The sequence below is a fragment of the Sphingomonas sp. LY29 genome (assembly GCF_035593985.1).
Classification (GTDB): Bacteria; Pseudomonadota; Alphaproteobacteria; order Sphingomonadales; family Sphingomonadaceae; genus Sphingomicrobium.
Genome location: NZ_CP141587.1, coordinates 2,220,204 through 2,244,164, shown reverse-complemented (window position 1 = coordinate 2,244,164; position 23,961 = coordinate 2,220,204). Strand labels below are relative to the sequence as shown.

At 60.7% G+C, this 23,961-nt stretch carries 39 protein-coding genes and 1 tRNA gene; 15 read left to right on the top strand and 25 right to left on the bottom strand.

The genetic code is table 11. The features are described from left to right. Positions 1-122: 122 nt before the first annotated feature. The 24 genes from SH584_RS11470 to SH584_RS11355 form a co-directional block, all read right to left on the bottom strand. Complete coding sequence (locus SH584_RS11470) at positions 123-1,079, bottom strand: SU10 major capsid protein (protein WP_324807212.1); 957 nt, start codon at positions 1,077-1,079, stop codon at positions 123-125. Positions 1,080-1,084: 5 nt separating this feature from the next. Then, positions 1,085-2,116: a hypothetical protein gene (locus SH584_RS11465; RefSeq protein ID WP_324807210.1), complete on the bottom strand. Its 1,032-nt coding sequence runs from the start codon at positions 2,114-2,116 to the stop codon at positions 1,085-1,087. A 39-nt stretch (positions 2,117-2,155) separates the two neighbouring features. Next, complete coding sequence (locus SH584_RS11460; RefSeq protein WP_324807209.1) at positions 2,156-2,395, bottom strand: hypothetical protein; 240 nt, start codon at positions 2,393-2,395, stop codon at positions 2,156-2,158. Between the two features lie 9 nt (positions 2,396-2,404). Further along, positions 2,405-3,739: a hypothetical protein gene (locus tag SH584_RS11455; RefSeq protein WP_324807207.1), complete on the bottom strand. Its 1,335-nt coding sequence runs from the start codon at positions 3,737-3,739 to the stop codon at positions 2,405-2,407. After that, positions 3,736-5,613 (bottom strand): portal protein, encoded by a 1,878-nt coding sequence (locus tag SH584_RS11450; protein WP_324807205.1) that lies wholly within the window; start codon positions 5,611-5,613, stop codon positions 3,736-3,738. The genes SH584_RS11455 and SH584_RS11450 overlap by 4 nt, the downstream gene beginning before the upstream one ends. Then, positions 5,614-5,871 carry a hypothetical protein gene (locus SH584_RS11445; protein WP_324807203.1) on the bottom strand — a complete coding sequence of 86 codons (258 nt, stop codon included), beginning with the start codon at positions 5,869-5,871 and terminating at the stop codon, positions 5,614-5,616. Between the two features lie 52 nt (positions 5,872-5,923). Continuing rightward, positions 5,924-6,421 carry a hypothetical protein gene (locus tag SH584_RS11440; protein WP_324807201.1) on the bottom strand — a complete coding sequence of 166 codons (498 nt, stop codon included), beginning with the start codon at positions 6,419-6,421 and terminating at the stop codon, positions 5,924-5,926. Positions 6,422-6,435: 14 nt separating this feature from the next. Further along, positions 6,436-7,737: a PBSX family phage terminase large subunit gene (locus SH584_RS11435; RefSeq protein WP_324807199.1), complete on the bottom strand. Its 1,302-nt coding sequence runs from the start codon at positions 7,735-7,737 to the stop codon at positions 6,436-6,438. Then, positions 7,734-8,030, bottom strand: a complete 297-nt coding sequence (locus tag SH584_RS11430) for a hypothetical protein (RefSeq protein ID WP_324807197.1) — start codon at positions 8,028-8,030, stop codon at positions 7,734-7,736. Before SH584_RS11430 ends, SH584_RS11435 begins: the two co-directional genes overlap by 4 nt. A gap of 37 nt (positions 8,031-8,067) precedes the next feature. After that, on the bottom strand, positions 8,068-8,229 hold the full coding sequence (locus tag SH584_RS11425; RefSeq protein ID WP_324807195.1) for a hypothetical protein: 162 nt from the start codon (positions 8,227-8,229) through the stop codon (positions 8,068-8,070). Beyond that, positions 8,222-8,410, bottom strand: coding sequence for a hypothetical protein (locus SH584_RS11420; protein ID WP_324807193.1), 189 nt, complete (start codon positions 8,408-8,410; stop codon positions 8,222-8,224). Before SH584_RS11420 ends, SH584_RS11425 begins: the two co-directional genes overlap by 8 nt. A gap of 360 nt (positions 8,411-8,770) precedes the next feature. Then, entirely contained in the window at positions 8,771-9,403 is a 633-nt protein-coding gene (locus SH584_RS11415; protein ID WP_324807191.1) for a DNA-methyltransferase, read from the bottom strand. Beyond that, positions 9,400-9,936: a hypothetical protein gene (locus SH584_RS11410; RefSeq protein WP_324807189.1), complete on the bottom strand. Its 537-nt coding sequence runs from the start codon at positions 9,934-9,936 to the stop codon at positions 9,400-9,402. The genes SH584_RS11415 and SH584_RS11410 overlap by 4 nt, the downstream gene beginning before the upstream one ends. Then, on the bottom strand, positions 9,929-11,323 hold the full coding sequence (locus tag SH584_RS11405) for a bifunctional DNA primase/helicase (protein ID WP_324807187.1): 1,395 nt from the start codon (positions 11,321-11,323) through the stop codon (positions 9,929-9,931). The genes SH584_RS11410 and SH584_RS11405 overlap by 8 nt, the downstream gene beginning before the upstream one ends. Positions 11,324-11,572: 249 nt before the next feature. Beyond that, positions 11,573-12,202 carry a YdaU family protein gene (locus SH584_RS11400; RefSeq protein ID WP_324807185.1) on the bottom strand — a complete coding sequence of 210 codons (630 nt, stop codon included), beginning with the start codon at positions 12,200-12,202 and terminating at the stop codon, positions 11,573-11,575. Between the two features lie 17 nt (positions 12,203-12,219). After that, the gene (locus SH584_RS11395; protein WP_324807183.1) at positions 12,220-12,402 is read right to left on the bottom strand and encodes a hypothetical protein; all 183 of its coding nucleotides are present in this window, start codon (positions 12,400-12,402) and stop codon (positions 12,220-12,222) included. Beyond that, positions 12,402-12,764, bottom strand: a complete 363-nt coding sequence (locus SH584_RS11390) for a hypothetical protein (RefSeq protein WP_324807181.1) — start codon at positions 12,762-12,764, stop codon at positions 12,402-12,404. Before SH584_RS11390 ends, SH584_RS11395 begins: the two co-directional genes overlap by 1 nt. Then, positions 12,761-12,913 (bottom strand): hypothetical protein, encoded by a 153-nt coding sequence (locus SH584_RS11385; RefSeq protein WP_324807179.1) that lies wholly within the window; start codon positions 12,911-12,913, stop codon positions 12,761-12,763. Before SH584_RS11385 ends, SH584_RS11390 begins: the two co-directional genes overlap by 4 nt. Continuing rightward, on the bottom strand, positions 12,910-13,245 hold the full coding sequence (locus tag SH584_RS11380) for a hypothetical protein (protein WP_324807177.1): 336 nt from the start codon (positions 13,243-13,245) through the stop codon (positions 12,910-12,912). The genes SH584_RS11385 and SH584_RS11380 overlap by 4 nt, the downstream gene beginning before the upstream one ends. Beyond that, positions 13,242-13,391 (bottom strand): hypothetical protein, encoded by a 150-nt coding sequence (locus tag SH584_RS11375; RefSeq protein ID WP_324807175.1) that lies wholly within the window; start codon positions 13,389-13,391, stop codon positions 13,242-13,244. The genes SH584_RS11380 and SH584_RS11375 overlap by 4 nt, the downstream gene beginning before the upstream one ends. Continuing rightward, positions 13,392-13,565, bottom strand: a complete 174-nt coding sequence (locus SH584_RS11370; RefSeq protein WP_324807173.1) for a hypothetical protein — start codon at positions 13,563-13,565, stop codon at positions 13,392-13,394. It lies immediately after the preceding gene. Further along, a complete protein-coding gene (locus SH584_RS11365) occupies positions 13,562-14,008 on the bottom strand; it encodes a hypothetical protein (RefSeq protein WP_324807171.1) in 447 nt (148 codons plus the stop codon). Before SH584_RS11365 ends, SH584_RS11370 begins: the two co-directional genes overlap by 4 nt. Continuing rightward, positions 14,005-14,181, bottom strand: a complete 177-nt coding sequence (locus SH584_RS11360) for a hypothetical protein (RefSeq protein ID WP_324807169.1) — start codon at positions 14,179-14,181, stop codon at positions 14,005-14,007. Before SH584_RS11360 ends, SH584_RS11365 begins: the two co-directional genes overlap by 4 nt. After that, positions 14,178-14,408, bottom strand: a complete 231-nt coding sequence (locus SH584_RS11355; RefSeq protein WP_324807168.1) for a hypothetical protein — start codon at positions 14,406-14,408, stop codon at positions 14,178-14,180. The genes SH584_RS11360 and SH584_RS11355 overlap by 4 nt, the downstream gene beginning before the upstream one ends. A gap of 93 nt (positions 14,409-14,501) precedes the next feature. Between SH584_RS11355 and SH584_RS11350 the strand changes: the two genes are divergently transcribed. From SH584_RS11350 to SH584_RS11295, 13 genes are all read left to right on the top strand, one after another. Beyond that, entirely contained in the window at positions 14,502-15,062 is a 561-nt protein-coding gene (locus SH584_RS11350; RefSeq protein ID WP_324807167.1) for a LexA family protein, read from the top strand. Between the two features lie 86 nt (positions 15,063-15,148). Then, positions 15,149-15,298 carry a hypothetical protein gene (locus SH584_RS11345; protein WP_324807165.1) on the top strand — a complete coding sequence of 50 codons (150 nt, stop codon included), beginning with the start codon at positions 15,149-15,151 and terminating at the stop codon, positions 15,296-15,298. Further along, on the top strand, positions 15,295-15,555 hold the full coding sequence (locus tag SH584_RS11340) for a hypothetical protein (RefSeq protein ID WP_324807163.1): 261 nt from the start codon (positions 15,295-15,297) through the stop codon (positions 15,553-15,555). Before SH584_RS11345 ends, SH584_RS11340 begins: the two co-directional genes overlap by 4 nt. A gap of 187 nt (positions 15,556-15,742) precedes the next feature. Next, positions 15,743-15,946 carry a hypothetical protein gene (locus SH584_RS11335; protein ID WP_324807161.1) on the top strand — a complete coding sequence of 68 codons (204 nt, stop codon included), beginning with the start codon at positions 15,743-15,745 and terminating at the stop codon, positions 15,944-15,946. Positions 15,947-16,067: 121 nt separating this feature from the next. Then, positions 16,068-16,481 (top strand): hypothetical protein, encoded by a 414-nt coding sequence (locus tag SH584_RS11330; protein ID WP_324807159.1) that lies wholly within the window; start codon positions 16,068-16,070, stop codon positions 16,479-16,481. Beyond that, positions 16,478-16,888, top strand: a complete 411-nt coding sequence (locus SH584_RS11325; RefSeq protein ID WP_324807158.1) for a hypothetical protein — start codon at positions 16,478-16,480, stop codon at positions 16,886-16,888. Before SH584_RS11330 ends, SH584_RS11325 begins: the two co-directional genes overlap by 4 nt. Beyond that, positions 16,885-17,058 carry a hypothetical protein gene (locus tag SH584_RS11320; protein WP_324807157.1) on the top strand — a complete coding sequence of 58 codons (174 nt, stop codon included), beginning with the start codon at positions 16,885-16,887 and terminating at the stop codon, positions 17,056-17,058. The genes SH584_RS11325 and SH584_RS11320 overlap by 4 nt, the downstream gene beginning before the upstream one ends. Next, the gene (locus tag SH584_RS11315; protein WP_324807156.1) at positions 17,055-17,996 is read left to right on the top strand and encodes a hypothetical protein; all 942 of its coding nucleotides are present in this window, start codon (positions 17,055-17,057) and stop codon (positions 17,994-17,996) included. The genes SH584_RS11320 and SH584_RS11315 overlap by 4 nt, the downstream gene beginning before the upstream one ends. Before the next feature lie 208 nt (positions 17,997-18,204). Further along, on the top strand, positions 18,205-18,600 hold the full coding sequence (locus tag SH584_RS11310; protein ID WP_473964675.1) for a DUF968 domain-containing protein: 396 nt from the start codon (positions 18,205-18,207) through the stop codon (positions 18,598-18,600). Continuing rightward, on the top strand, positions 18,597-19,055 hold the full coding sequence (locus SH584_RS11305; protein ID WP_324807152.1) for a hypothetical protein: 459 nt from the start codon (positions 18,597-18,599) through the stop codon (positions 19,053-19,055). Before SH584_RS11310 ends, SH584_RS11305 begins: the two co-directional genes overlap by 4 nt. Then, positions 19,052-19,447 carry a hypothetical protein gene (locus tag SH584_RS11300; RefSeq protein WP_324807150.1) on the top strand — a complete coding sequence of 132 codons (396 nt, stop codon included), beginning with the start codon at positions 19,052-19,054 and terminating at the stop codon, positions 19,445-19,447. Before SH584_RS11305 ends, SH584_RS11300 begins: the two co-directional genes overlap by 4 nt. A gap of 517 nt (positions 19,448-19,964) precedes the next feature. Next, entirely contained in the window at positions 19,965-20,192 is a 228-nt protein-coding gene (locus SH584_RS12700) for a Lar family restriction alleviation protein (protein WP_416385133.1), read from the top strand. A gap of 157 nt (positions 20,193-20,349) precedes the next feature. After that, positions 20,350-21,567, top strand: a complete 1,218-nt coding sequence (locus SH584_RS11295) for a hypothetical protein (protein WP_324807148.1) — start codon at positions 20,350-20,352, stop codon at positions 21,565-21,567. A 29-nt stretch (positions 21,568-21,596) separates the two neighbouring features. Here SH584_RS11295 and SH584_RS11290 read toward each other — a convergent pair. Next, positions 21,597-21,672, bottom strand: a tRNA-Ala gene (locus SH584_RS11290). A 196-nt stretch (positions 21,673-21,868) separates the two neighbouring features. On the opposite strand from SH584_RS11290, the gene SH584_RS11285 reads away from it, so the two are divergent. Together SH584_RS11285 and SH584_RS11280 are read left to right on the top strand one after the other, a co-directional pair. Continuing rightward, complete coding sequence (locus SH584_RS11285; protein WP_324807146.1) at positions 21,869-22,804, top strand: DUF2171 domain-containing protein; 936 nt, start codon at positions 21,869-21,871, stop codon at positions 22,802-22,804. A 135-nt stretch (positions 22,805-22,939) separates the two neighbouring features. Then, positions 22,940-23,929: an NADP-dependent oxidoreductase gene (locus SH584_RS11280; RefSeq protein ID WP_324807144.1), complete on the top strand. Its 990-nt coding sequence runs from the start codon at positions 22,940-22,942 to the stop codon at positions 23,927-23,929. Positions 23,930-23,961: the final 32 nt, after the last annotated feature.

Below are 23,961 nucleotides of genomic sequence, written 5' to 3'. Positions count from 1 at the left end.
GCAGTAGCCCTTGCACAAGTGCTTCCGCTCACATCCCTCGATCGAACAAGTCCGCATGACAATTCCCCTTTTGAGGAAACCATCATGCGGACCAGTCGGATTAAGTCAAGTTACAAAAGCAATCAGCTAAGGTCTGCGACAATAGCATTTCCTGCTTCCTGAAGCGACCTCAGGGTGTATTCTGACAAAATCATGCCCTTCTCGTTATCGCCGGCCGAAGGAAGATCCTTGGTCAAGAGCTTGCGGCCCTTAAGGTAGGCAACTTCCCACAGCGACGGGTCGAGCAGGAAGATCTCCCGATCGGCGCCGGTCTGACCACCGCGAACGAAGCGGTTGGTGACGATCTTGACCATGCCGAAGTCGCCTTCGAATGCCTGGATCGTCGCCGTCATGGTCTTGTCTTCGACCGCGTAGAACTTGGTCGCCGCACCGCCCATGACAGTCGTGAGGACGCTGCGCTGCTTCGGACCAGCCATCAGGAACGTGGGCTTGCCGCCCTGCGTCCATGCGTTCTGCTGGGCAGTCGTCACCATGGCGAGCGTGAGAGCGCGCTGGGTGCCGTCAGTAGCAGCCGCCGAGCTGGTGCCGTTCGCACCGCCAGCACCACGATCGACGTTGGTCGTGATCCAGCCACACAGCGGACGAAGCTGACGCGCCGTTGCCGAGTTGCCGGTGACAGGCGCCTGGTTCGAGCACAGCACGAACTCGCGGTCGCGCTTGATCTCGTCCCGACGCTTGCTGGTCTGATAGACCATTTCGCTGTTGCGACCGTAGGAATCGACCGCTTCCTGAGTGCCGGAGATGATCATTTCCTTGCGGCTGATCTGCGTCCGGTTGCCCACGCGGGCAGTCGGGGCAGCAGCAGCGAAGGTAACGTCATCGCCTTCAAGCTGGGCGTTCTGGGCAGCCGCCGCGAGAGCGTCAGTCTGCCATTCGTCGAACACGGCGTTTGCCGTGGCGGTGCCGGCCATGGTGGTGAACGGCGTGTCGGTCGGCGAGATATTGGTGATCTTGTCGAGGACCGACTCTTTGTTGCCGACCATCGAAAAGGTCAGCAGGGTGTTCGTAGGAACAGCCATTGGGATTACTCCGAATTTAGGATTTGACGTGCGATCCAGTCGCCCTTGGCTTCGCGCGTGGCGTTGCTGGGAAACCGGGGTTTCGAGGTCTGCGAACCCGTGCCGTCAGAGGTCAGCGGCTTAACCGCCGACTTTGGAACAACCCGCTTTTCGGGGAGCGACTGGCGAGCTGCTACGTGAGCATCCCACTGCCGCGCCTTGTCGGCCAATGTCAGGACACGATGGTCCAGCGCATCGACAATCTCTTCTCCGGTGAAGCCTACCCCTTTCAGGAACTCCACGGTCTCGCCGGCAAACGCCTTGAACTTCGCCTCGTCGGCTAATTCTGGACGCTGCTTGACGATCTCATCAGCGGCTTGGTCGAAACGCTGTGCGCGCTCCTGCTCGATCTGAGCTTGCTGGGCCTGCTGATGTTGCGCCCTTGTCTCGGCGACCTGCTGGTTCATGCGCTGGATGGCAGAGAGGCGGTCTTGCACCGCATCCTGGGCAGCGAGAAATGCAGCCGGGTCTTGTGCCTTGAGGGCAGCCCAATCGATCCGCTGCGCTTCTGCAAGCACAGGGTCGTACTGGGCGAAGAGATTGGTTGCTTCTTCTAGTTGGTTCGCAAACTTTGCGGACACTTCGGTCTCAACTCGCTGCCTTTCGGCCTCAAGCTGTCGCCGTTCTTCCGCAACCGCCGCGGTCTTGGCCTTGTAGTCCTCGGTCCGGCTGTAGCCTGCGATCGCCTCGGCAAGCGGAACTTGGCGTTCCTCGCCATTCACCTTGACGGTGACTAGCTGCTCGTCGATGGCTTCCTCAAGGGGGCTTTCCTCGGTCTCGTCGGCCGCTTCCTCAGCGGGATCGGTCGCATCTTCCTCGGTTTCGGGTTCCGTAACGGAGTCGCCGTGTCCTTCGGCCTCATTGACCAGTTCCTGCGTGACTTCCTTCAGGTTGTCAGCAGGGCCTTCGTCACCACCCGCCATGATCTCGGCAGTTACGCTTTCAATCGACGCGGGCGCGTCAACGGGTCCCGTTTCCGGGGTCGCCGTATCTTCCATGGTGATTTTTCCTTGGGTTGTGCGCCTTGGCGCGGAAACTTAGCGAAGCGGGGCTTGCACCCGGCTCGCGGCGATCTTCCCACCGTCGATGATCGACTGAAGCTCGCCCTCGACACGATTGACCACCTTGACCGTGAGCCACGCCATCTCGCGGCCCTTCACGTCATCGGCCTTGGTCTGCTGCCACACAGCAATTGCGCTGGCGCGGACGTTCTCGAACGCCTCCTTCAATAGAGGGTCGTCGATGAGCCGCTGGGCGCGGGAGATGCGATCGGACATGCGAAAATCCTAGAAGCTGTCGATGGCGCCGGTGCCGGTAGCCACCTCGGCCCCCGCGACAGTCGTATGATTGCGCTTGCGAATGGTGCCGTTCACCGCCTGAAGAGCTCGCGCACCGCTCTGGGCCGTGGCGCGCGTATTCTCGGCCCAGATGATCGCCGTGTCGCCGACCGTGAAGCAGGCGTTCGCAAGATTGCTCGCGTAGCCCGCCGCGCTTTGGACAACCTCCGTGCCGATTGCCCAGCACTTGCTGGTATTGATGTTGTGAAAGTCAGAACCGTTGCGATTCCCGCCGTAATATCCGCCAACATCAATCGCGCTGGTAGCCTCATGGACCGTGAAGCCATTGCAGGACGTGGACGCATAGCGCCCATTGTCCTCGCCCCGGCAATTGACGGTCAGGAAGTTGTGAGTGCCAGTGTTGGCGTGGCTGTTGAAGCCGTCCTTGGAGTTAGCGTCAGCCTCACAGTTGAAGAACGCGGCGAGGCCCGTCATGTTGTTGACCGCCACGCCGTCATTGCTTGGAGTGGTCGCCGATCCAGCATATTTGAACGTGCACCCCACGGCGACGATATTGCGCGTCGCGGTTTGCGTGGCGTTCATGCAGCCGACGATGTTGCCGCCTTCAAAGTCGATGCCCTCAAGATAGATTGTCTTAGTACCCAGCAGACACGCCTCACCCGTCAAGAGCGTCCGGGTGTTGGCATGGGTGACGGGTGCGCCGTCGAGACGACGGGCATAGACGATTGATCCAACCTGCGCCCAAGACCCCGGCGTAGTGTTGCAGGTCGCAGCGTCGGCTACCTGCGTAAGCTCGGCATAATTCCCGAAAGCATCGAGGTTGAGGCGGTCAAACAGGCGGGTGCAAGCGGAGCGGGTTGCAGAATAAGTGTTGGTGAAGGTCGCGTCAGCAGCCCAAGTGTGCGTTTCCGAATACGACCCCGTAATAACCCGACCACCATATCCGATCACCGCACAATGCTGCGTCGGTACGGTGCCGCCGCCGCTGGCATTGAAGTTGAAGTCGCGGTTGTAACTGCCGCCCTTGACCATAACCTGAAATGGCGCACCCGTCGCGTTGCCCGCCGCGATGGCGAGATATATGCACTTCTTTGCCAGCGCCTCGGTCAATCCCGAATCCGCATCGCTGCCCGTGGCAATATCGACGTAGAAAGTTGTCCCTGAGAACACTTCAGGCGGAATGTAACTGCGTGGCTGCTCGACGACGGTGTAACCAGTGCCAGACCTCTGCACAGTAACCGGATAGCTTGAGTCCCACGACAAGCCCGAAGGCATGGCAAAGCCGCCAATCGGCCCAAGCCGGATGCCCAGCCCCAGCCTCACAGCGCCGCTCCCATGTTCGGGTCAATAAACCCGTTATTCGCTGCCTGTTTGGCGAGGTCGAACTGACCACGGATGGTCGCCACCTTCGCGGCGCTCTCGGCCTTGATCTGCGCCTTGGCGATCTCGGTCTCGGCTTCTGGATCGACCGGAGGCCCTTCAGGCTCGGCCGGCGCTTGCTCTTCCTGCGAAGGATCGGTGAAAAAGTCGCCTTTAAGCCCCATCGCTTCAGGAAGGCGCTTCAGCACCTCGTAAAGGTTCGTCGTCGTGACCAGCGGGCCTTCGACGCCCTGCTGAAGCGTGATGATGCGCTCATACATCTGGGTCAGGGCCATCAGATGCCCGACCACCTGGTCCTTGTTGTTCGTTCCCAAGCCAACGCTGACGTTCGTGTCATACGAGGTAGGCCACGGCACGAACGGCTTGCCGGTCACGCGCTCGACATCGGCCTTGTCGGCGTGTTGAGCGACCAGCTTCAGCAAGCGTTCGAAAATATCCCGCAGAAACTCGCCGAACTGCCGTGCAACAAGCTCCTGCCGCTGCTGGGACGCGCTGGCGATGATATTCATGCCCGTAGCGGTCTTGTTCAGCGAGTTGCTGTCCATGCCCTGATTGTAGCGGGTGACGCCCGTGCGAGCCTCGCGAACGCTGTCCCAATATTCGATCATCTGCGCTGCGGCACCGAACGCAATGTCGCCACCGCTCGGCAAAGCCTGGATCGCGCCCATGTCCTTCACGCGAACCACGCCGCCGACCGAGGGATTCAGCAAATCATCAAGGTTGACCGCGCCATCCAGGACCGCGCGCATCGGACGGTTCGCCAGATACAGCGCGTTGTTCGACTCCCGCTGAACGGCAGTCTTGTTCATCTGAATGTCTTTAGTCAGATCGAAGTAGGAAAGGCCCGTCAGCTTGTGCGGAATGGGGATCGGCGTCCAGTGCGAGTAGGGATGCCCGTCCGTCTTCTCGTTGCTGAGGATCTTGCTCTGCGATCCACCCAACAGCACCTTGCGCCATTCCAGCGCGCCCGTGTTGTCGGGGTCGCACTTGATATAGCACTCATCAACCCAAACAGGACGCGCCAGATCGTCGCTATCCCACTCCTGTTCATCCTCTTCCTCGAAGCGATCGTCGGTCTCTTCCGAGGTGGGACGGCCCGAATTAAGCCCCTTGGCGGTCTCAACGTCGATGCCAAGCCCGATCACGTCCTCAAGCGTCATCTGCTTGCTGTGGCCGAGGAAAGTCGCGTTCTTGAGCGACACTAGCCGCTCTTCGCGAAGAAACTCTTCCGGCGCGATGATGTGGACGTGGTACTTCTTGACCTTGCGAGGCGCCAAGCGAACCGAATGAAGGCCGGTCTCTTCGTCGAGGGTGATCGGGCCGACAATATCGGGGTTCTCTTCAAGCAGCGCCATGAGGTCGGTCTGGTCGAGGTTGTCGTATTCCTCGCCGCCCTCCTCGCACTCTTCCATGACGGTCTTGGCAACACCTTCCCGGAAGAGAAGGCCGTCCTTGAGTGAGGTCTGAGCAACGTCCAGCACGTTGTTGTGACGGCGGAAGACATGGTTGATGTAGGTATTAGCCTGCTCAGTGCTCGGTAGATCGGCCTTCTCAATCGGTTCGAACGAGACCACCTCCTCCCCCGCCACGAACGGACGGACCAGCGGAGGCATGACACTCTCCACCGCTTCCATCACGTCGCGACTTACGACGGTGCTCAGACCGTCGCCGCTGTCGCCATAATCCGCCAGATTATCACCGCGGTAGAAGCGCAGGGCTTCACGACGGTCCCGGCTAGGCTTGTCGTCTTTGTAACTGACGCAACTATCCCGGCGCTTGACCACCAAATCGCGGAAGTCTTTGGCCGGGGAAGCCATTTACGCAGCGGCCTGCGGGGTCGGCTCGACGCGAGCAACCTTGCCACCGGGGAACTTGGCAAGCGCCAGTTCGGCAGCTTCGTCACCCGTCGCGGCTTCGATCGGAACAACGCTCAAGCCCATGCCGCTGGCGACCGTCACGTCATACGAGATGACGCCCGATGCGCGATAAAGGCGCTTGTGCGAGGATGCAGCCGTCGGACTCTCTTCGCGGTGGAAGAACGTCGCGTTCGGCGTTTCGTCTTGCTTGGCAGCCATGTGAGGCTCCTAAAAAGAGGTGGGAGCGAGCCGGAACCCGCTCCCGATAAGGTTATTCGCCGAGTTCGGTGACGTCGGCCTTGCCGAGCTTCTCGGTCGCTTCACGGTTGGCTTCGGTGCCAAGCGTGTTGATGATCGCGCCCTGGTTCTCAGCGTTGGCGTACATGATGCCCGCTTCACGCTCGCCGCCGAGGCTGTTCGCATCGGGGTCGCTGTACGGGGTCACGCCACGAACCGACGCGCCGCGGAAGTTCTTCTTCTCCAGCGCGATCTTGGCGGCTTCGTCACCGCTGTCAGCCGAGATAGGCTCGAACACTTCGAGGCCCTTCTCGTCGGTGTGGATCTGGACCGAGTAGGCCAGCTTCTTCGTGGCCGGACCAGCTGCACCGCTGATCGTCGGTTCCTTGGTCTTGAGCGACGATGCAGGGCCAGCGCCCTTGCCGCCCGATGCAGTGCGACGGTCGGCCGAAACCGGAGCCGCTGCTGCCTTTGCCGCCTTGTCGGCAGCCTTGTCCGCGGCGGTCGAACCCGCCGTTGCCTTCGTAACCATAAGTCGTCTCCTGGTTATACAACGCGGGTGCGCTGCCTCGTTAGGGTTCCCCACCCGGTCTCTTGTGGCGTCTCTTGATGCACGGCCATCAGCCCGAAGCTGTCAGCGCCGTGGGACGCCCAGTTATGATTGGGACCAAGGCCGATTCCTCGAACCTCGTCCTGCTTTTCGTGGTACGCGCCCAGCGCTTCCAAGCCGCCTTGCGTCGTTGCCTCGTTGAACCAGATATTCGGGAAGAGCCGGCGAACCGCTTCGATGCGTTTCAGAGCGGCACCGCGCCCCATGTTGGGCACCACCTCAACGTCGAAGCCCGCCTTCTTCAGTTCACTCTCGTAAGTGACCGGAAAGACCTTATCGTGCGTCTTGCCATCATGAGGCAGGATGCAGACCGCTTTGCCGTAGCCGTTGTCCCGCAGCCAGTTGACGTGCGTTGCCAGGTCTTGCCCGACCGCCTCGTAATAGTTCAGCACCAAGACGCGCGGACCGATGCTCTGCGTGATCCAGATGGAAACGGCGTCGGCGTTGTTGCCGGTTCCGCCAATGTCCCAGTAGGCTCTGATCCGCATCAACGGGTCAGCGTGGACTTCGCCGATCTGCCCCTTGGCGCGAGCGGCGATCAGTTGCTTGACGAAGTAGGCACCCTCAACCAGCCCAACGAAGTCGCCTTCCCATACATGGTCGTAACTGTCGGGCCGCTTCTCTTGGTCGGCTAGGCGCTTGCGCTGAAGGATCGCGGGAAACCACGGATTGTCCCGCCAGTTCATCTCTACGCCGAGGCAACGATCGGGAGGGTCCAGCCTGAACCGCTTGTGCGTGGCGCTGTTCTTCCGCTCCGGGTTCCACGTAACCCAAATCTCTGAATCTTCTTCGCGGACCGATGGGATAACCTTTTCCCATGCCGTGTCCGTTACCGGATCTGCCTCATCTACCCACAGCAGCTTGATCTTCGCCTTCGACTTAACGCTGTCGAGATTGCGGCGAAGGCCGATGAAGGAATAGTCGATACGCCCCGGCAAGTGATCCTTGGTGCGGATGTAGGTCTCGCCAAGGTCGAAGTGATCCAACAGCCACGGCTCGGACTTGATAGCAGCCTCAACCTCGGCGAACGAGCTTTCAGCTAGGCTGTTCATGAACTCACGACCGCAGACGATCGTGCCTTCGTCGCCCTTCATCGCCCATTGGTAGGCGCGAACCGCGGTCATTTTGGCGAAGGTCCGGGTCTTGCCCGATCCGCGTCCGCCCCATGAAACTCGATAGTCTGCCGGTTTGGCAAACAGTGGAATGAGCTTCGGAGGAAGCTCGATCTGCGCCTTCACTTCGCTTCCGGTGCTACCAACTCAACCACAGTCACGACCTTGAAGGGATTGTCCGCATCGCCAGCAACCTGGAGAGGAACGATCTTCGGCCAAATCTGCGAGTAGAACACCTTTCGGTTATCGTCCGAGGTCGAAGCCCAAGAGACGAGCGCGTTGATGCCGCCCATCTTCTCAAAGGCCTCTGCGATCGCTTCCTTGGCTGCCTTGGTGGTCTTGTTGACCGCACCCTTGGGCCGTCCCTTGCCCGCGTTAGGCGGTTTCCTATTCGCCACTATTTTAGTGTCGTCAGCCATAGGTCACTCCTCGCAGGTCCGCTTGCGCGGGTCGCCGCTATCGGTCGGACGGGATCTTCTCTTTGATGGGATGCTTCAGCGGTGCGGGCTTCTTGTCGGCGGACTTGAGCCAGCGCGCGAACTGCTCGCGGATGTCTTCAGGCTTCTCGCGATGGGTTAGGCTGGCAGCAATGGCGTAAGGCCCGCTTGGCCTAGCCATCATATCCCTCGCCAATGTCAGCAAGCATCTCGGCTGCGTCGGTGAGTACCAGGCGATCGCCGGGAAACAGGTGGTAGCTGTTGAGGATGTCGATGATCTGTTCGGACAACTGAGCCGGAGCATTCAGCGCTTCGATACGCATGGCATCGAACATCGCTTCGTGCTTGGCGCGGTTGGTCATCCGAAGAACGCTTGTTCGCGCATCATGCACCCTCCGCGAGTCATCCCCACTTGGCCCATGCGATTAGGCCAGCCTCATAGACAAGAACCGCCGCGGCTAAGGTGACAGCCAGCTTGGCGGTGAGTTTCAGAGCGAACATGGTCCGACTCCTGGATATTTGTCCTGCGCGCGAGCAGTGCCGGACCGCATCGACAGCATAGCTTTTTAAGATCGCGTCGGATGTTCGGCGCAGGACGCGGCCTTGCACCAGCGAGGAAGGGAGAACCCGCTGAGACTTGGCCGAAACTGTGAGGAGGTCGGGACGCGAAGTCCCAGTGTGGTAATTAACGCATTTCTTTGCCCAAAAGTCAAGCGGAATCGTCAAGCGGCTTCTTCGATGAACATATCGCCTTGGCGTTGGGCGTCTTCGATCCGCTTGCAGGCGATCTCGAAATACTTCGGCTCGCGCTCGATGCCGATGAAGTCACGGCCCATTTGGACGGCTGCGACGCCCGTCGTTCCTGAACCCATGAACGGGTCTAGAACCTTTTCGGCGGTGGGCAGGAATCCGAGGCACCACTTCATTAGCCGTAAAGGCTTTTCGGTCGGATGCCCGTTAACTTCCCGACTATTCTGATTGATGCTGTGGGATAGAAGCTTAGCCCGGTGATCGATGCTCATCCACGCTAATTCGAATTGACCTAAAGTGGGCGGAGCATCGGGCTTCACCCAAGCAAGCCAACCGCGTGAGGGCGGAAGCGGGTAGTAGTTCCCGCCCCAGATTATACACGGCCCCAAGTCGAGAAGCCCCAGCACCGTTTCAGTCGGGGTTTCTGCGTCCCAGATTTTCATGTCGAGGGCGCGTTTAATCCCCCATTTTCCGCCCTGCATTCTATCGCCCAACCCATAAGGCGGGTCAGTCACCACGGCATCAACCTTAGGAAGCGTCGGCAGGATGTCGCGACAATCGCCGAGATAAAGCGTCGCCCGACCGATATGCTCGACCCGGCTCACATCACACCCCGCTTGTCAGCTTGAACAACCAGCTTCGCCACCGCGAGCCGGAACGTGATCGACAGCCGCCCAATGGGCCGACCATGCAGCACCACCTTGTCGAGCAGGGAGAGCGCCATGCTGTCCAAGCCTTCGCGGGCGAATGCATAATCAAGCCGTGCCTGGACCTGCTCTAGCGTTCCCGAATGCGAGAAGGTGCGCTGGCCGCTCGATACGCCGCCCGTGTTCTCATACTGCGCCACGACGCCAATGGTGTCGTATCCGAGGCTGTAGCTGTCCTGATACCAGCGACAGGCGCGATAGCCTTCGAGGGTAAGCAGGCCGGCGTCATAGAGCTTCTCCAGCTTGGTCTTCTTGCGGACGGTCTTCTTCTCGCCCGATCGAACCATGTGGCGCTGTTCGGCGTCGCTGTGGTTCGACACGTCAGCCAGCACGAAGTCGTCGTTGGCGATCTGCGCTTCGGGCAGGCCGATCTTGCGCGCGACCTGCGCTGCCGATGAGACCCGGATGCGATTGGTCTTGCGCTTAGCCATTTGCCGCCACTCCCTCGAATTGGCGCGCTGGGCGCGTGTAGCTCATGTTGCGGTAGTCGAGCGCGAGGGTGACGATCCCCTCCTTGCCGGGAAGGCCCATGCGAACCTTCGTCACCGCGACCTGCACAAGGTTTGTCTCCTTGTTTTCGCGATGGACGATGAAGCCGTAGTCAGCCTTGTTCGCCCAGTTGGCCGAGCCGCTGATGTGGTAGAGACCTGGCATCTTGGCCGCGCGCGTCGGGTCGGGTTTGGCCGGGTGCGCTACCAGCCACACGGCGCAATCGGTGTTGCGGGCGAAGCGCTTGATCTCGCGGATGGCGCGGCCCGTGTAGTCGGTCTCGCTCTCGTCCTTGCCGCGCTTGTGTTCGATCTCGTTCCAAGGGTCGATGACCAGCAGCTTCACGCCATCCCGAACCACCGCGGTTGCGGCGAGGTCCAGCAGCTTCGTGAGGTCCATTTCCTCGTCCTCGTCTTGCGGAAGCTGGCAGATAACCCGCAGCTTATCCTCAAGGATGTCGTCGGCATCGGACGGGCCGATCGCTTCAGGGTGGAACTCTGGGACGCCCATGATTGCCGACTTTAGGCGGCGCTCAAGGATCGGGCGGGGCAAAGTCTCGAAACTGGCGACTGCCATCGTGACGCCGCGCTGCATCAGGTTCGCCAGCATGGTCAGCAGCAGGCTCGTCTTACCGTTGCCGGCAAAGCCACTGACGACGGTGAAGGTGCCGGGGACTAGCCGGAACATGTCGTCGATGCCGTCGATGCCGCAGGGCATCCCTTCCGGCGTTGGGCGCGAGGGGATCTCGCTGACGCGGTAGAGACCGCTGACCGGCCAATCGAGCGCGGCGTTGATCGTCTCGACCACCGAACTTTCGCCGTAGAGGCGGAGCATATCCCCAAGATCCTTGGCGTCGGTGCCGTAGCGAACGAACTTGCAGCGCCACGGGCCGAAGATGCGGGCGAGGTCGTGGTTGAGCGCTTGGCCTGGACCGTCCCCATCGCCGCAAAGGATGAACTTGCCGACGTTCTTCCACAGCGGCTTGAGGCGTTCGAGGTAGGCGTAGCGCTTGGCATCGAGCGGATCGTCGGTCGCGTTAGCCGGGGCGCCGTTCGGAACGGAAACCACGAACGGAAAGCCGGATTGGATAACCGCCGCTGCGTCCATCTCCCCCTCGGTCACAATCACGGCTTGCTCGCCACTCTGGACGCGGGGATCGAGCATGCAGTCGTGGTTCCACAAGGTCAGCGGCGCTCCGTCGTCCATGCGGAAGTCTTTGCGGCTCGTTAGCCGACGCTTGTGATTGATCGCCTTGCCGGCCTCGATGAAGGGGACTTGCAGCCACTGTCCCGCGCCATCCCTGACCGTCTCGAAACCCAGCTTTGCCATCAATTCGGGGTTTAGACCGCGTTGATCCAACCATGCCGTGTGCTGGTCGTGAATCATAAAAAACCCCTCCCTGATAGCCGCAATCGTTGTGGCATTTGAAAAGCACTCCCTCGTCACCGATCGTGACCGAGAGGCATTGATCCCGCTTGTTGCGGCGCGTGTCTGAGCAGCGCGGGCAAGTCGTCTTGTGGTCACCTTGGCGAAGGCTCCGAAGCTGGATGCCCACGGCGGAAAGGATTTCGCCAGCGGTCAGCATAGCGACCCCAATCTCGGCTCATCCGAGGCTCGCCCAAACGTCTTGAGGGTGCCGGTGATGAAGGGGATCTTTTGGACGGGGCGCTCAAGCTGCGCCCTCGTGATCGCCTGCGCCACGGCTTGCTTGCCGTACTGACCCGCCCACTTGCCGATGAGACCACCTGGAGCCTTGGCTTCGTCAGCCAGATAGGACTTCGCCGTGTCCCAAAATTCTTTATCGGAATCGGCGCCCTTTGCGCCGTTAGCTTTAGCTAACGTTACTTCTGTATCTGCTTCTGTATCTGTTGGTTCAACGCCCGTTGAGCGTTCGCCGAACCGACGTTGAACGGACGCTTTAGCCGCCTCCTTAGATTTCAACGACTTAGACGTTACATGGGAAAGCTCTGCGGAGATTCTGCCGTGACACCAGTGGTTATCCACTAGTGTAAAAAAGTCGAGAATCTCGTCCCGGTTACGCATCCAGTCGCGCATCGAAACGCGGGCGATCTTAGCCAGTCGGGCGTCGTCATTCGGCAGCGGGCCACCCCTCTGCCAGTAGTTCAGGATGAGCAGGAAATAGATGCCGTGCTGCATGGCGCTAAGGTGCGCCGTGTCGGCAAGGTAGTCCGCGGGATAAAGCCGCATGTAGGGGAGAGCGGCCATTATACTCGGTCCTGCAAATGGATGAGGCGCTCAAAGCGGCGCCATGCGCGGATGCGGCGTTCGGTATGCTGACGATCGAGCAACAGGACGGGGTTATCCATCACATCGCATTGAAGCAGGCGATGCTCGTCCCATGCGCTGTTGAGCGCCGCCTCGTTCACGATGGGAATAACCTGGCCCATTACGCGGCGCGGGCCTGAATGTCGGCGATGCTGGGACGGTCCTGAAGCAGCCACAGGGCGTGTTCGGCGTCGTTGAGGCGCAACCGCAGCGCTTCTCGCTCTGCAAGGCCCCTGATGGCGCTCTCTAGCGCTTGGCTGCCATAGTAGGCGTCAGACTTCGCCATGTTGTCGGTGCGGCGATCGTTCGCAGGCTCAGCGTCGGCGCGCAGCTTCATGCGGTCGAAGCCCTTGCTGGCCGGAATCTCGGAGCGAGCCTTCGCAACCCGCGCCGCACTGATGCCGAAGTATTGGGCGATCGACACGTCGCTGGTGATGTACGAGCAAAGCTGCTGGATCTCTTCGTTGGTGGTCTGGAAGGTCACTTGCTTGCCTCCTGGCGCTTGAACTCGGCTTCCACGTCATGCGCGGTGCAATGGTAGGTGCGCGCCCACCATTCGGGGCGAATGTCCGCGAGGGTGTTGCCGTGGTTGATTGCGGCCTCGACGGCCTTGCTGAGATTCCCGAAACTCATGCCGCCACCGTGATGACGACGCGGGCATCCTTCACTGGCTCGGCGAAATGGTAGCTCGGCAGAAAGCGGCTATCGTTGACCTTCAGCGCGTCTGCCACGCCGTCGAAGTACGGCTTCATGCGGTTGGCGAAGTTCACGCGATCTCCGCGCCGGTTGGGCGGGTAGAAGGTGACGCCGACGCGAATGTCTCCGACTGCCGGCGCGACGATGCCAGCAGCAAGCGTGGCGTTCCTTGCCCACTCACGATGCTTGGCGACGATCGGCGACTTGGCGCGCCAATGGCCGGTGTTGTGTCCCGACAGAGTGGCGGGCGGGAAAGGAAGCTCGATCATTTAGAGCGCTCCAGCCAAGTCTTGAGGTAGAAGGCGGCCCATTCGACTGGAATCTCGTGACGTGCAGCGAGCTTCGCCAAGTCGGCCTTCACCAGCTTGGCGTCGGGCGTCGAAATGAGACCCGTCCAGAACGAAGTCGCGCCCACTCACGCCGCAAGCCTAGGATCGTCCGGCAGTCCGCACTCTTGGCGAAGCTGGCGGGCCTTGGCGCAGACACGGGCGCGGTTGCGTTCACGCTTGATGGCGTTGCCGCGCTTGCCGAGCAGGGATGCTGCTTGGTTTAATTCGGCGCGACGGAAAAGGCGGTCGAACAGCTTCATGCAGCCCTCACCGTCAGACGGGCAAGCTGGTCGTCGATCGCACCGCGAGCCATTTCGAGCGTGGCGCGGTTCTTTCGGATTTCATCGACAGTGAGGTCGCCGTCCTCAAGCGCAACGGACAGCGCGAGAGCGGCCTTCAGGATGCAAGACTGAGCGTTGTGGGCGTTGGCTTCCGGCTTGGCCTGTTCAATCAGGCGATCGAGCGAGCCAGTGAAGCGGCCATTCCAGGCGGTGCGTCCCTTGGCATAAGCCACCACGTCCATCGAAGCGGAGCCGTCTGCATACTTGGCAGCCTGATCTTCGCTCTTGCCGAGGATTTCGCCAATGTCGGCCCAGCGAAGGCCGTCCTGCATCTTGATCTGCAAGAGGTCGTTGCCGATGGCGTTAAGGACGTTCGAAGCGGTGACGGCGATGCGTTTGCCGTGGATTGTGGGGACGCTCATCGACCAATGTCCTTGTTATGGAAGGAAGAGAAAAACGGGTTCTCGCCATCGGCGAGTTGGCGAGCGATCTGCTCCGCGGTGTCATCCGCGCGGGCGGAAAGCATGAAGGCGCCGACAGCGAAGAAGGTGCTGACAAGGCAGCCCAGAGCGAGCGCGAGGACGACGACGATCATGCCGCGGTGTCCGGTTGGATGGCGTTGTCATTGGAGTTGACTGGCTCCAGCGTTTCCCAACGGACTCGCTTGCCCGCCGCCGCTGCCGCCAGCTTCAAGTGATCCAAGCGGCTATCTGTGATGCGGTTGCGCCAGCTATGAACCGTGGAAGCTGGCGCTTTGACGAGCTTCCCCAGTTCGGTCGTTCCGCCAAAGTCGTCGATGATCTTGTCGCTGAGCCTGAACATGGCCGCGATAGTGCGATAATCGCAACATGGCGTCAAGCGTTATGTTGCGAAATCGACAATTGCGATATTCAACCGAGTCGCGTTCATGCCAGTATGGATATCGAGACCCTTAAACGCTTAATAAATGAGCGTGGTGAAACACAGGCGGGGCTGGCGCGACTTCTGGACATAACTCCCGACAAGTTATCCAAGACGCTCGCCGGTAAACGCAATTTAAAACTAACCGAGGCTAATATCCTGCGCGCATATTTTAAGCTTAACGCGCCGGAAGACTCCCCTTTCATGTTGCCTGTCGTGGGTTTGGTTTCGGCGGGTACATGGCGTGAGGGGTTTGAAAACATTATGGGATATATGCCGAGTCCCGATCGAGCGCTTAGTCGGCAAGCCTTCGTAGTCATCGTTGAAGGTGACAGCATGAACCTCGTCGCCAAAGAGGGCGAAGGCATCGTCATAGACCCGCGCGATCGCGAGCTTATCAACGGTAGATACTATGTCGTTCGGAATGGCGACGGCGAGACGACCTTCAAACAGTATCGGGAAAACCCAGCTCGCCTGGCGCCCTGCTCGGACAACGAAGCCCACAAAGACATCATGCTCGGCGTGGACGAGTTCACCGTGATCGGTCGCGCCAAGAAGAGAGTTTCTGACCTTTAATGCGATAATCGCAAAAAGGCGCTTGACATAGAGTTGCGATAATCGCACTGTCTGTCCAACGGCAATCGAGCCGCTGGAGAGATACGATGGCAATCCACACCGAGTTCTTTTGGAGCCAGGCTTCCGCAGAGCGGGCAGGACAACGCCTCAATCGCCGCCACGGATTTTCCTACAGCGTCCGCAATGCGATGCGCGCCGATGGTTCGCGTGACTGGCTCCTCACGGTGTCGGCATGACCGCCCGCTTCATCCGCACCACTGGCGAGCGCTATGATGGCGACTGGTTCAGCGGCCCGTCCTGCGACTGCGGCTGTGACTATCACGGTCATGAGTGCGAGTATCAGATCGATTATTCGCCTGAATACCTAGCGATGACGCCTGATGAGCGTGAGGCTGCGCTGAAGGCTGCTCAGGACAAGATTGCGGCTGTGTTTGCGCCTACTGGTTGGGAGCGCGCCGAAGTGTCGGCTCTTGCTAAGCGAGATGCGGCATGAGCGCCGTCCACAGCCTTATCGCATCGGCTGATATTGCCGAGACAGCGGGACGACACGAACTCGCACAGTTCTGGCGTGAGCTAGCGGAAGACGCTGGCCAGTTCCCCGCACTTTACCAAACCTGGGCAGACATGGCGCGTGATTACGTCGCTACTCGTCTGATGCCCTCGGATGAAGGGAAATCATGATGGGCAGAGAGCGGCAGTTCCGTGTCGAGTTGACCGAGGGCCAGCCCATTCGCGTCATCGATGCCGATGTGATGGGCACTCAAGATGACTGGCTTATCTTTTATCACAAGCCGCCTCAGGGCGGAGTGGTCGAATACTGGCGCGTAGCCATGCGCTGCGTCGTCAGCATCGAAACCATTCGCGTCGGGCGGGTGTCGTCATGAGCAACCGTCTTCAAGCCTTAGCCATCCTTATTGCCTGTGTTGGGGCTGGGTTGGTTACGAATGGTTTTTGTCTTTGGGTGGTGTCGTGAGCAGGGCGATGCCGTTCCGGCCCGCGCTACCCATGAACCGAGCCGTGCTGCGCCGTCTCGGCCTTGCGGTGGGTATCGCTATCGCGTTGGCCGGCTGTGACGGAAAGCCAGATCCACTCAACTGGACGGAGGTGCCGAAAGAGCCGCAGGTCTATGCCTACGTCCTCGACCAATGCCTTCGTTCCACGACAGGTCCGGCAGCTACTCGGTACAACGACTGGGACGAGGCGATAGACGAGTGCAGCCAAGCTGCTCGCGACGCCTCCCGCTTTTGTCCTGAGGGAATGCTTTGTCGTCCAGATGTCAGCGTCACCCGCGCCGACGTTCGCCGCATTCTTCCCGCGATAGCGGCAGGCTCCGGCACGGATGAGACAAGCGAAGCGCAGGCTCAGGCCGAAGGCAGCCAGAGCGGCCCGAAGGGCATCGCCCAAGGAATAGCACCATGACCCATCCCATAAGTGAGAAGAAGCTGGACGTGGCTGCGCTGCTGGAAGGCACGACGCCGGGACCGTGGCGGGCAGACGACGACAACGTGTTCTCTGGACACGCTTGCCAGCCCCGTCACATCGCTGCCTGCAACCCCCGGCATGTTCACAAGTGGGGCGAAGCTTGCGCCAACGCTCGCCTTGCAGCCTCCGCACCCCACCTAGCCGCCGAACATATCGCCCTCACCAAGAAGGTGGATGAGCTGGAAGCGGCTCTGCGGTGGATCGCATCGCAAACCGAGATGCTCGACCGAGAGCTAGCGACCGTCGGTGTATCCGATCTGGCTTGCAGCCTCGTGTCGGACATTCACGCGAACGCCGACCTCAGTCTCAACGACACAACCCAATGTAGGGAGAGCAATGCATGACCGCCCTTCGATACACGCATCGCCAGAACGACTGGCGCAAGCTCAACATTTCTCACGGCAACTTGCCGCAGAAGGAACACAGCCGCGCCGTCAACGGGCCACTCCTCCCCATGGATAAACCAACCCGTCCCAACCTCTTCACCCGCTTGTTTAAAGGAGGTGCGAAGTGAACGAACTCGTCGCAATCCGCGAAGCCGCCCCTGTTGATAATTACCGCATGTCCACGGACGCAGCGAGCGTCTGCAAAGAGATCGTGGTCGCCACGTCGAGCAATATCCAAGGGCGCAAGTATGTGTCTGTGGAAGGCTGGCAGGCCATCGCAATCGCTCACGGCTGCGCTGCTGGCTCCGGTCATGTTGAGCGCGTCGATGGAGGGGTCCGCGCTGTCGGCGAAGTGCGCCGCATGAGTGACGGGCAGCTTATCGCCACGGCAGAAGGCTTCGTTGGCGAGGATGAGCCGACGTGGTTCGGCGGGCAGTCGCGCGGCAAGACACTTCCAAAGCGCGCTGACTATGCAATCCGCGCAATGGCGCAGACCCGCGCCATCAGCCGCGCCTGCCGTTCCGCCTTCGCACATGTCGTCGTAATGATGAATGCAGGGCTTCAGACGACGCCCGCAGAAGAAGTGCCAACATCGGGCTTCGATGACGTCCAGCACAATCCGCAGACTGGCGAAGTGATCGAGCGCGAGAAGGTGCCAGGCATCACCAAAATCAAAGACCGTCTCGGCAAGATGATGACCGCTGGCAATGCGATGACCGACCTTGCCGACTTTAAGGCGCTTGTGAAGGCGAACCGAGACGACATCAAAACTATCCGCGACGCGAACCACCAATGGTGGACCGGCGATGGCGACGACTGGGAGGGCTTCGGCAAGTGGTTGGATAGTCGATACGCCGCCCTCACGCCGGTCGAGGAAAGCGTCGGCTTTCAGATGCTCATGAGCGTCTTGTCCGAATGCGCCACCCGCGACGATCTAGCCTCGCTAGTCGATCAGCATGGCAACGTGATTGAGGAACTGGACGGCGAAGAGTCCCGCAAGTGGGATGAAGCCTACAATGGTCGCGAGGTGGCGATTGCCGCCGTTGCGCCGCTGGGAGCGGGCTGATGTTCAAGACGCCTCTGAGAAGGCGCCTGAGCGCCTCTAAGCGCTTCCACGAGCGCTACCGCAACGATCCCGAATTTCGACTAGCGCGGATAAACGAGCGCCGTCGCGCGGCCGGACGCCCGACCGTGGATAGTCTGCCACCCGTTGGCGAGGTTCGTCCTGCATGGGCGCGGAGTCGCCAGCGCGATGCAAAGGGGCGGTGGATCTGATGCTGCCGCGCCGCATTCCCAAAGAACCCAAGCGTGAAAGCCGGTGGCGCAGTCCTGCCCACACGACTTTCGTGCGAGGGTTCGCCTGCGCCATGTGTGGCTCGACTACGAACATCGAGGCGGCTCACGTTCGCATGGGGAGCGGCGCTGGCATGGGCCAGAAGCCCGACGATTGGCGCACAGTTCCGCTGTGTGGCGGCGGCGGATGTCACAGCACCCAGCACACTGTCGGGGAGCCGGTGTTCTGGAAGGAATACCACAAGAACCACGGCCAAGGCGTCGAGCAGCTAATCGCCGAGCTTATCAAGGCATCGCCCAAGCGCCGCGAGATTGAAACCATCCGTTCCACCAGGGGGCCGGGGTTGGCTAACAACCGCCCCGGCCAAGGGTCATGACTGACAACGAACCCATCCTGTTTCGAAAAGCCTTTGGCTCGCTGCGCCCCGTTACGCCGGCAGCCGAGCAACTGCTTCGCGCCCTGCCCGACAAGGCGGTGCGCGTCGAGATCAAGAACGTCAAAGGCAACACCAAGCGCCTCGCGTTCTACTTCGTCTGCCTCAAGGTGGGCTGTGAGCAGCTTTCCGATGCCGTCGATGGGATCATGACCCCGCGCATCCTCCATCGCTTTCTGAAGCGCCGCTGCGGCCTCTCCACTCCGATTGTCAGCAAGAAGACTGGCGAGATTGTCGAGTGGGACGACGAGAGCATCGCGTTTGAGAAGATGAGCGAGACGGAGCGGGCCGAATACATCGACCAGGCGCTCGCCAAGCTGTCCGAGTGGATCGGCTGCGACGTAACCGAACTGCGCGCGGAAGGCGAAGTGCGCTTTGGCGAAAGGTCGGCAGCATGAACGCCCCCAACCTTGGGACGGAGAACCCCATGACAGATAAAGAGATACTGGTGGAACGGGTGGCGCGAACGGGAAAGCACCTGCTCGACATGATCGACGCCCAAAGGCGCGACATTACTCCGCAACCGACGCGCGAGACTAACGACGATGCCAACAGCCGCGATGAACGCGACCAAGTTTTCGGCCATGCCCTTGAGGATCATCGCGCAGCAATCGAGGCCATCGCATCCATGCCCCACTCCGAACAGGTTGAGGAACCGGACTCTAGATCTGCAGCGCAAGATGTTGGCAGACTTGCAACGCGAATGCTCGAATTGGCGAAGCCCGCAGGACTCTACGTGCAAATCAAGATCGACCCAGCCCTCACCCGTAATGTGTCGGATAAGGAGTAGTAGGATGGCTACTGATTTAGGGCGTTCCCCTTCGGGTCGGGCTAGTCGTCCTTCGGACCAAGCCCCTCTGGGTCTTGGCGATACCGCGACTATCCCTAACGCAGCGCGGCGCTTTGAAGCTGTTGCCAACACTATAGGTCAGCACCTGAGCGCGGCGGACAGGGCTTATAATCTGCACTGGCAGATCGCCACCGAAGTTCTCACCTTGCTCGATAACGAGCGCAAGTGGGAAGAAGGGGGCGGGTTTTGATTGGCCTCTACCTTGGTGGCGCGCTGGGGACGGCGCTTTATCTGTGGTCAATCAATCGACCGAAGGACGCGGGCAGCGGAATCGCCTTCGCCATATTCGTCGCCTTTTGGCCGCTAATGATGGTGTTCGCAGCCTATCACGAAGTTCGCCACGCGATAGCGATGGCACGCGATAGCGCGGAGACGGCTTGTCCGGCTCCGGTCCCTAAGGACTGCCAAGCGCGGGCTGAAAGCATCGCCCAACCCGTTGATAAGTCAGGACCATCCCATGACTAATAACCCAACAGATGATGAACTGCTTCCTTGTCCGTTCTGCGGGGGTGAAGCAGGTATCGACGATTACAACACAAGCATGAGGCGAGACGCTAAACCTCTTTACGGGGTCGGCTGTGAAAACAACCAGTGCACCGTGGAAGCGGTCTCGATGAACTACGACAGATCCATCGCTATCGGCACTTGGAACACCCGCCCCCTTACTAAGGAGAGTAGGGTATGACCGCCGACAGAGCCCTCCCCGTCCTGGCGCGTAAGATCAGCATGGCCATCGCCGGGGGCCGTGGCATCCGCATAGGAGCCAACGAACTAGACCTGCTTGTCGAGATCGGCGCGAACGACGTGCTACAGTCCGCAGCAGCCGAGCATCAGAGGATCGAATGCCAAAAGCGAAACGAGACACGTCGCTCTATCGGCGCGGAAAATACTGGCTCGACTGGGACCAGAAGCGGGACGGAACCCTCCGCTCCCCATTCCTTGCCGTCTTCCATTACGATCCAGCCACACGACGCGTTAGAAGCACTTCAACGGGCACGACGGATGGCGAAGCCGGCCGCAAGTGGCTCGACGCGTTCTATCTCAAGAACGAAACCGGGCAAGTCATCTGCCCGACCTGTGGCCAAGCCCGCAATGCCTCGACAAGCTACCTCGTGACCGAAGCGATCGAAGCCTATCTGTCCGACGTGGGCGATGAGAGGGCTTCTGCGGGCGCCATCAGGTCGCGCCTTAATCATGTGCTGGATTACATCGCCACCCTGCCCGACCCTGGCGTTCAAGCCACCGCGGTCAATGAGCAGTGGATCGGGCGATTCCGCAAGTGGGCGATCAAGCAGCCGATCGTCAGCCCCAAAGGCCACAAGCGCCCGCGCTCCCTTTCGACGGTAGAGACGAGCGTTGCCCAGCTTTCGGCGGCGATCAATCATGCTCACAAGAGCAAGCAGATCCTTTCCGGCTCCGACTTCAAGACCGTCCCGTTCAAGGAGGTCAATCGGACGCCGCAACACCGGAGCGACGTGGAAGAGCTAGCAGCCATGTTCTGCTATGCGATGGGCTATCCGGCCCTTCGCCGCTTCCTGACGCTCTCAGTGGCCACGCTAGGCCGTCCGGACGCAGTGCATGACTTCCACATCGAGCGGCAGTGGAAGGGCCGAGCGATCGAACTCAACCCCCGCGACCGCCGACAGACGAAGAAGTACCGCGCGACCGTTCCCACGGTTCGCCAGATCATCCCCGCCCTCAATGAGGCGTCGGGGTGGTTTGTGGGGGTGAAGTCCGTGCGGCGCGCGTGGGAAGCCATGTCAGACTTCATCGGCCTCCCCACGGCGGGCGAAGGCGGCATGAAGCTGGTGCGGCGTTCGATGGCAGACTTGCTGCGTCGCCGCCTCCCGCAGGAAGCGTGGGGCGAGATCGAGATCTTTATGGGGCACGACAAATTCGAGGAAACCAGCGGGCTCTATGCGCCGCTGCGTCCCGACTATCTGCGCCGCGCGAAGGCCGAAATTGAAGCCATCATCGACGAGATTGAGGAGTTTGTTCCAAACGCTTTCACCGGACTTGCACCGGAGACAGTTGTTGCAACCGACTCGGCGAAGGGATAAGGTTTTGGCGGAAATCTGCGGTCAAGGAATGGTGGAGCTGAGGAGGATCGAACTCCTGACCTCTGCAGTGCGATTGCAGCGCTCTCCCATCTGAGCTACAGCCCCACACCTTGGACGAGCGACCCAATAGCGGCGCCGAACGCGGCTTGCAACGTCCTAGCAACCCCCTTTTTCGCCCTGCCGTTCAAGGCCTTCGATTTGGCCTGTCGCAACCGCTTGGGCCGGAACGCGGCCCCGCCCGGTTCGTTTTGAAGTCGGGCTTTTGGAGCGGATGGGCGAGTGACCAAAAGGAGGATTTTTCATGAGCTATGACCGCTACGAGGGACGCCGCCCGTCGCGAAGCCGCTTCGGCAGCGACGAGCAGTCAAACCGCTTTCGCGACGACCGCTTCGACCGCGAAGATCGCGGTTTCTTCGAACGCGCCGGCGACGAGATCGCCAGTTGGTTTGGTGACGAGGAAGCCGAACGCCGCCGCCGTTACGACAATCGTTTCGGATCGCAGGACGACCAGTATCCCCGGCCGCGCAACAGCTATGACGACGATCGCCAGGGCGACCGCAGCGCGCGCTATCGCGACGAAGGCTATCGCCGCCCCTACACCGGCCGCCAGGGCAGCCAGGAACTGCGCGCTGGTTCGTCGTCGAGCAGCTATCGCCCAATGACCGGAGACTATGGTCGTTCGGCGGAATATGGCGACAACTTCTCGTCGGGACAGAACCGCTTCGATCGCGGGTCGAGCCAATCGGAATCGAGCAACTACGGCTCGTCGAGCGCGACCGGTGGTGCGCACGATCCGCATTACAGCGAGTGGCGCAGCCGCCAGATCGACGCGCTCGACCGCGACTATGACGACTATCGCCGCGAAAACCAAAGCCGCTTCGAAAGCGAATTCTCGAACTGGCGCAACCTGCGTCAGACAAAGCGCCAACTGCTCGGCAACATTCGCGAGCACATGGAAGTCGTCGGTTCGGACGAACAACCCGTCGGCAAGGTCGACAAGGTCCGTGGCGATCGCGTCATCCTGACCAAGAGCGACAGCGACGACAACATGCATCACAGCATCAATTGCGCGATGATCGACCGGGTCGAAGGTGACCGCGTGTTCCTCGAAAAGAGCGCCGAGGAAGCCAAGCGCCACTGGACCAATGAGGATCGCGATCGCGCGCTGTTCGAGCGTGACGACAATCGGGAGACGGGTGCGCACATGCTCAACCGCAGCTTCTCCGGCACCTACTAAGCCGGTTCGGCCTGACGGCTAGAACAGTCGTCTACCGCCCAAAGGCCCGGTCGCCCACCCCTGCGACCGGGCCTTTTTTTGTGCGCGGCGCACGCCTAGGACAAACCCAACGCCCGCTTTTCATGGAGACAGACGATGGCCCAGGCCTGGCACCTCATGCGCCGCCCCGACGGAGCGCCCGTCGATCAGGATTTCGCGTTAAAGGATTACGCTCTTCTCTCGCTCGACGAAGGAATGGTGCGCGTTCGCAATCGCTGGCTGTCGGTCGATCCGTACATGCGCGGGCGGATGAACGACGTGAAAAGCTATGTCCCGCCGTTCGCGATCGATGCGCCGATGGATGGCGGTGCGGTCGGTGAAGTGGTCGAGAGCCGCGATCCGGGCTTCGCGCCGGGCGACATGGTGCTTCACATGGCGGGATGGCGCGACGAGGCCGTGCTTCCCTCGGCCGCCCTAAACAAGCTGCCCCCCATAACCGGCATCGAGCCGCAGGCATTCCTTGGCAACATGGGTCTGACCGGCGGCACCGCTTATTTCGGGCTGCTCGAAGCCGCGTCGGCCAAGCCAGGCGACATCGTGTTCGTGTCGGCGGCAGCCGGCGCGGTCGGGTCGGCAGTCGTGCAGATCGCCAAGGCCAAGGGCATGACCGTAATCGGATCGGCCGGAGGCGCCGACAAGTGCGAATTCGTCCGATCGCTCGGCGCCGACGCCGTGGTCGATTATAAGGCCGGGCCGCTCCTCAAGCAGCTCGCCGCCGCCGCGCCCAAGGGCATCGACGTCTACTTCGACAATGTCGGCGGCGACCATCTCGATGCGGCGCTGGCATTGGCGCGCCAGAATGCGCGCTTCGCCATTTGCGGAATGATCGAAGGGTATAACGGCGGAGAGCCGACCCAGCTTCGCTACATCATGCGGATCATCGCGATGCGCATTCGCCTGCAGGGCTTTATCTACACCGACTATCTCGCCAAGCTCGGCGACTTCCACCGCGACATGGGCGGCATGATCGCGGCGGGTCAGGTCAAGTCGCGCGACACCGTGGTCGAAGGGCTGGACCGCACGGTCGAGGCGTTCCGCGGCCTCTTCACCGGCGCCAACACCGGCAAGATGCTCGTCAAGCTGTAAGAGATCCCCTCCCGCGAACGGGAGGGGGCTTC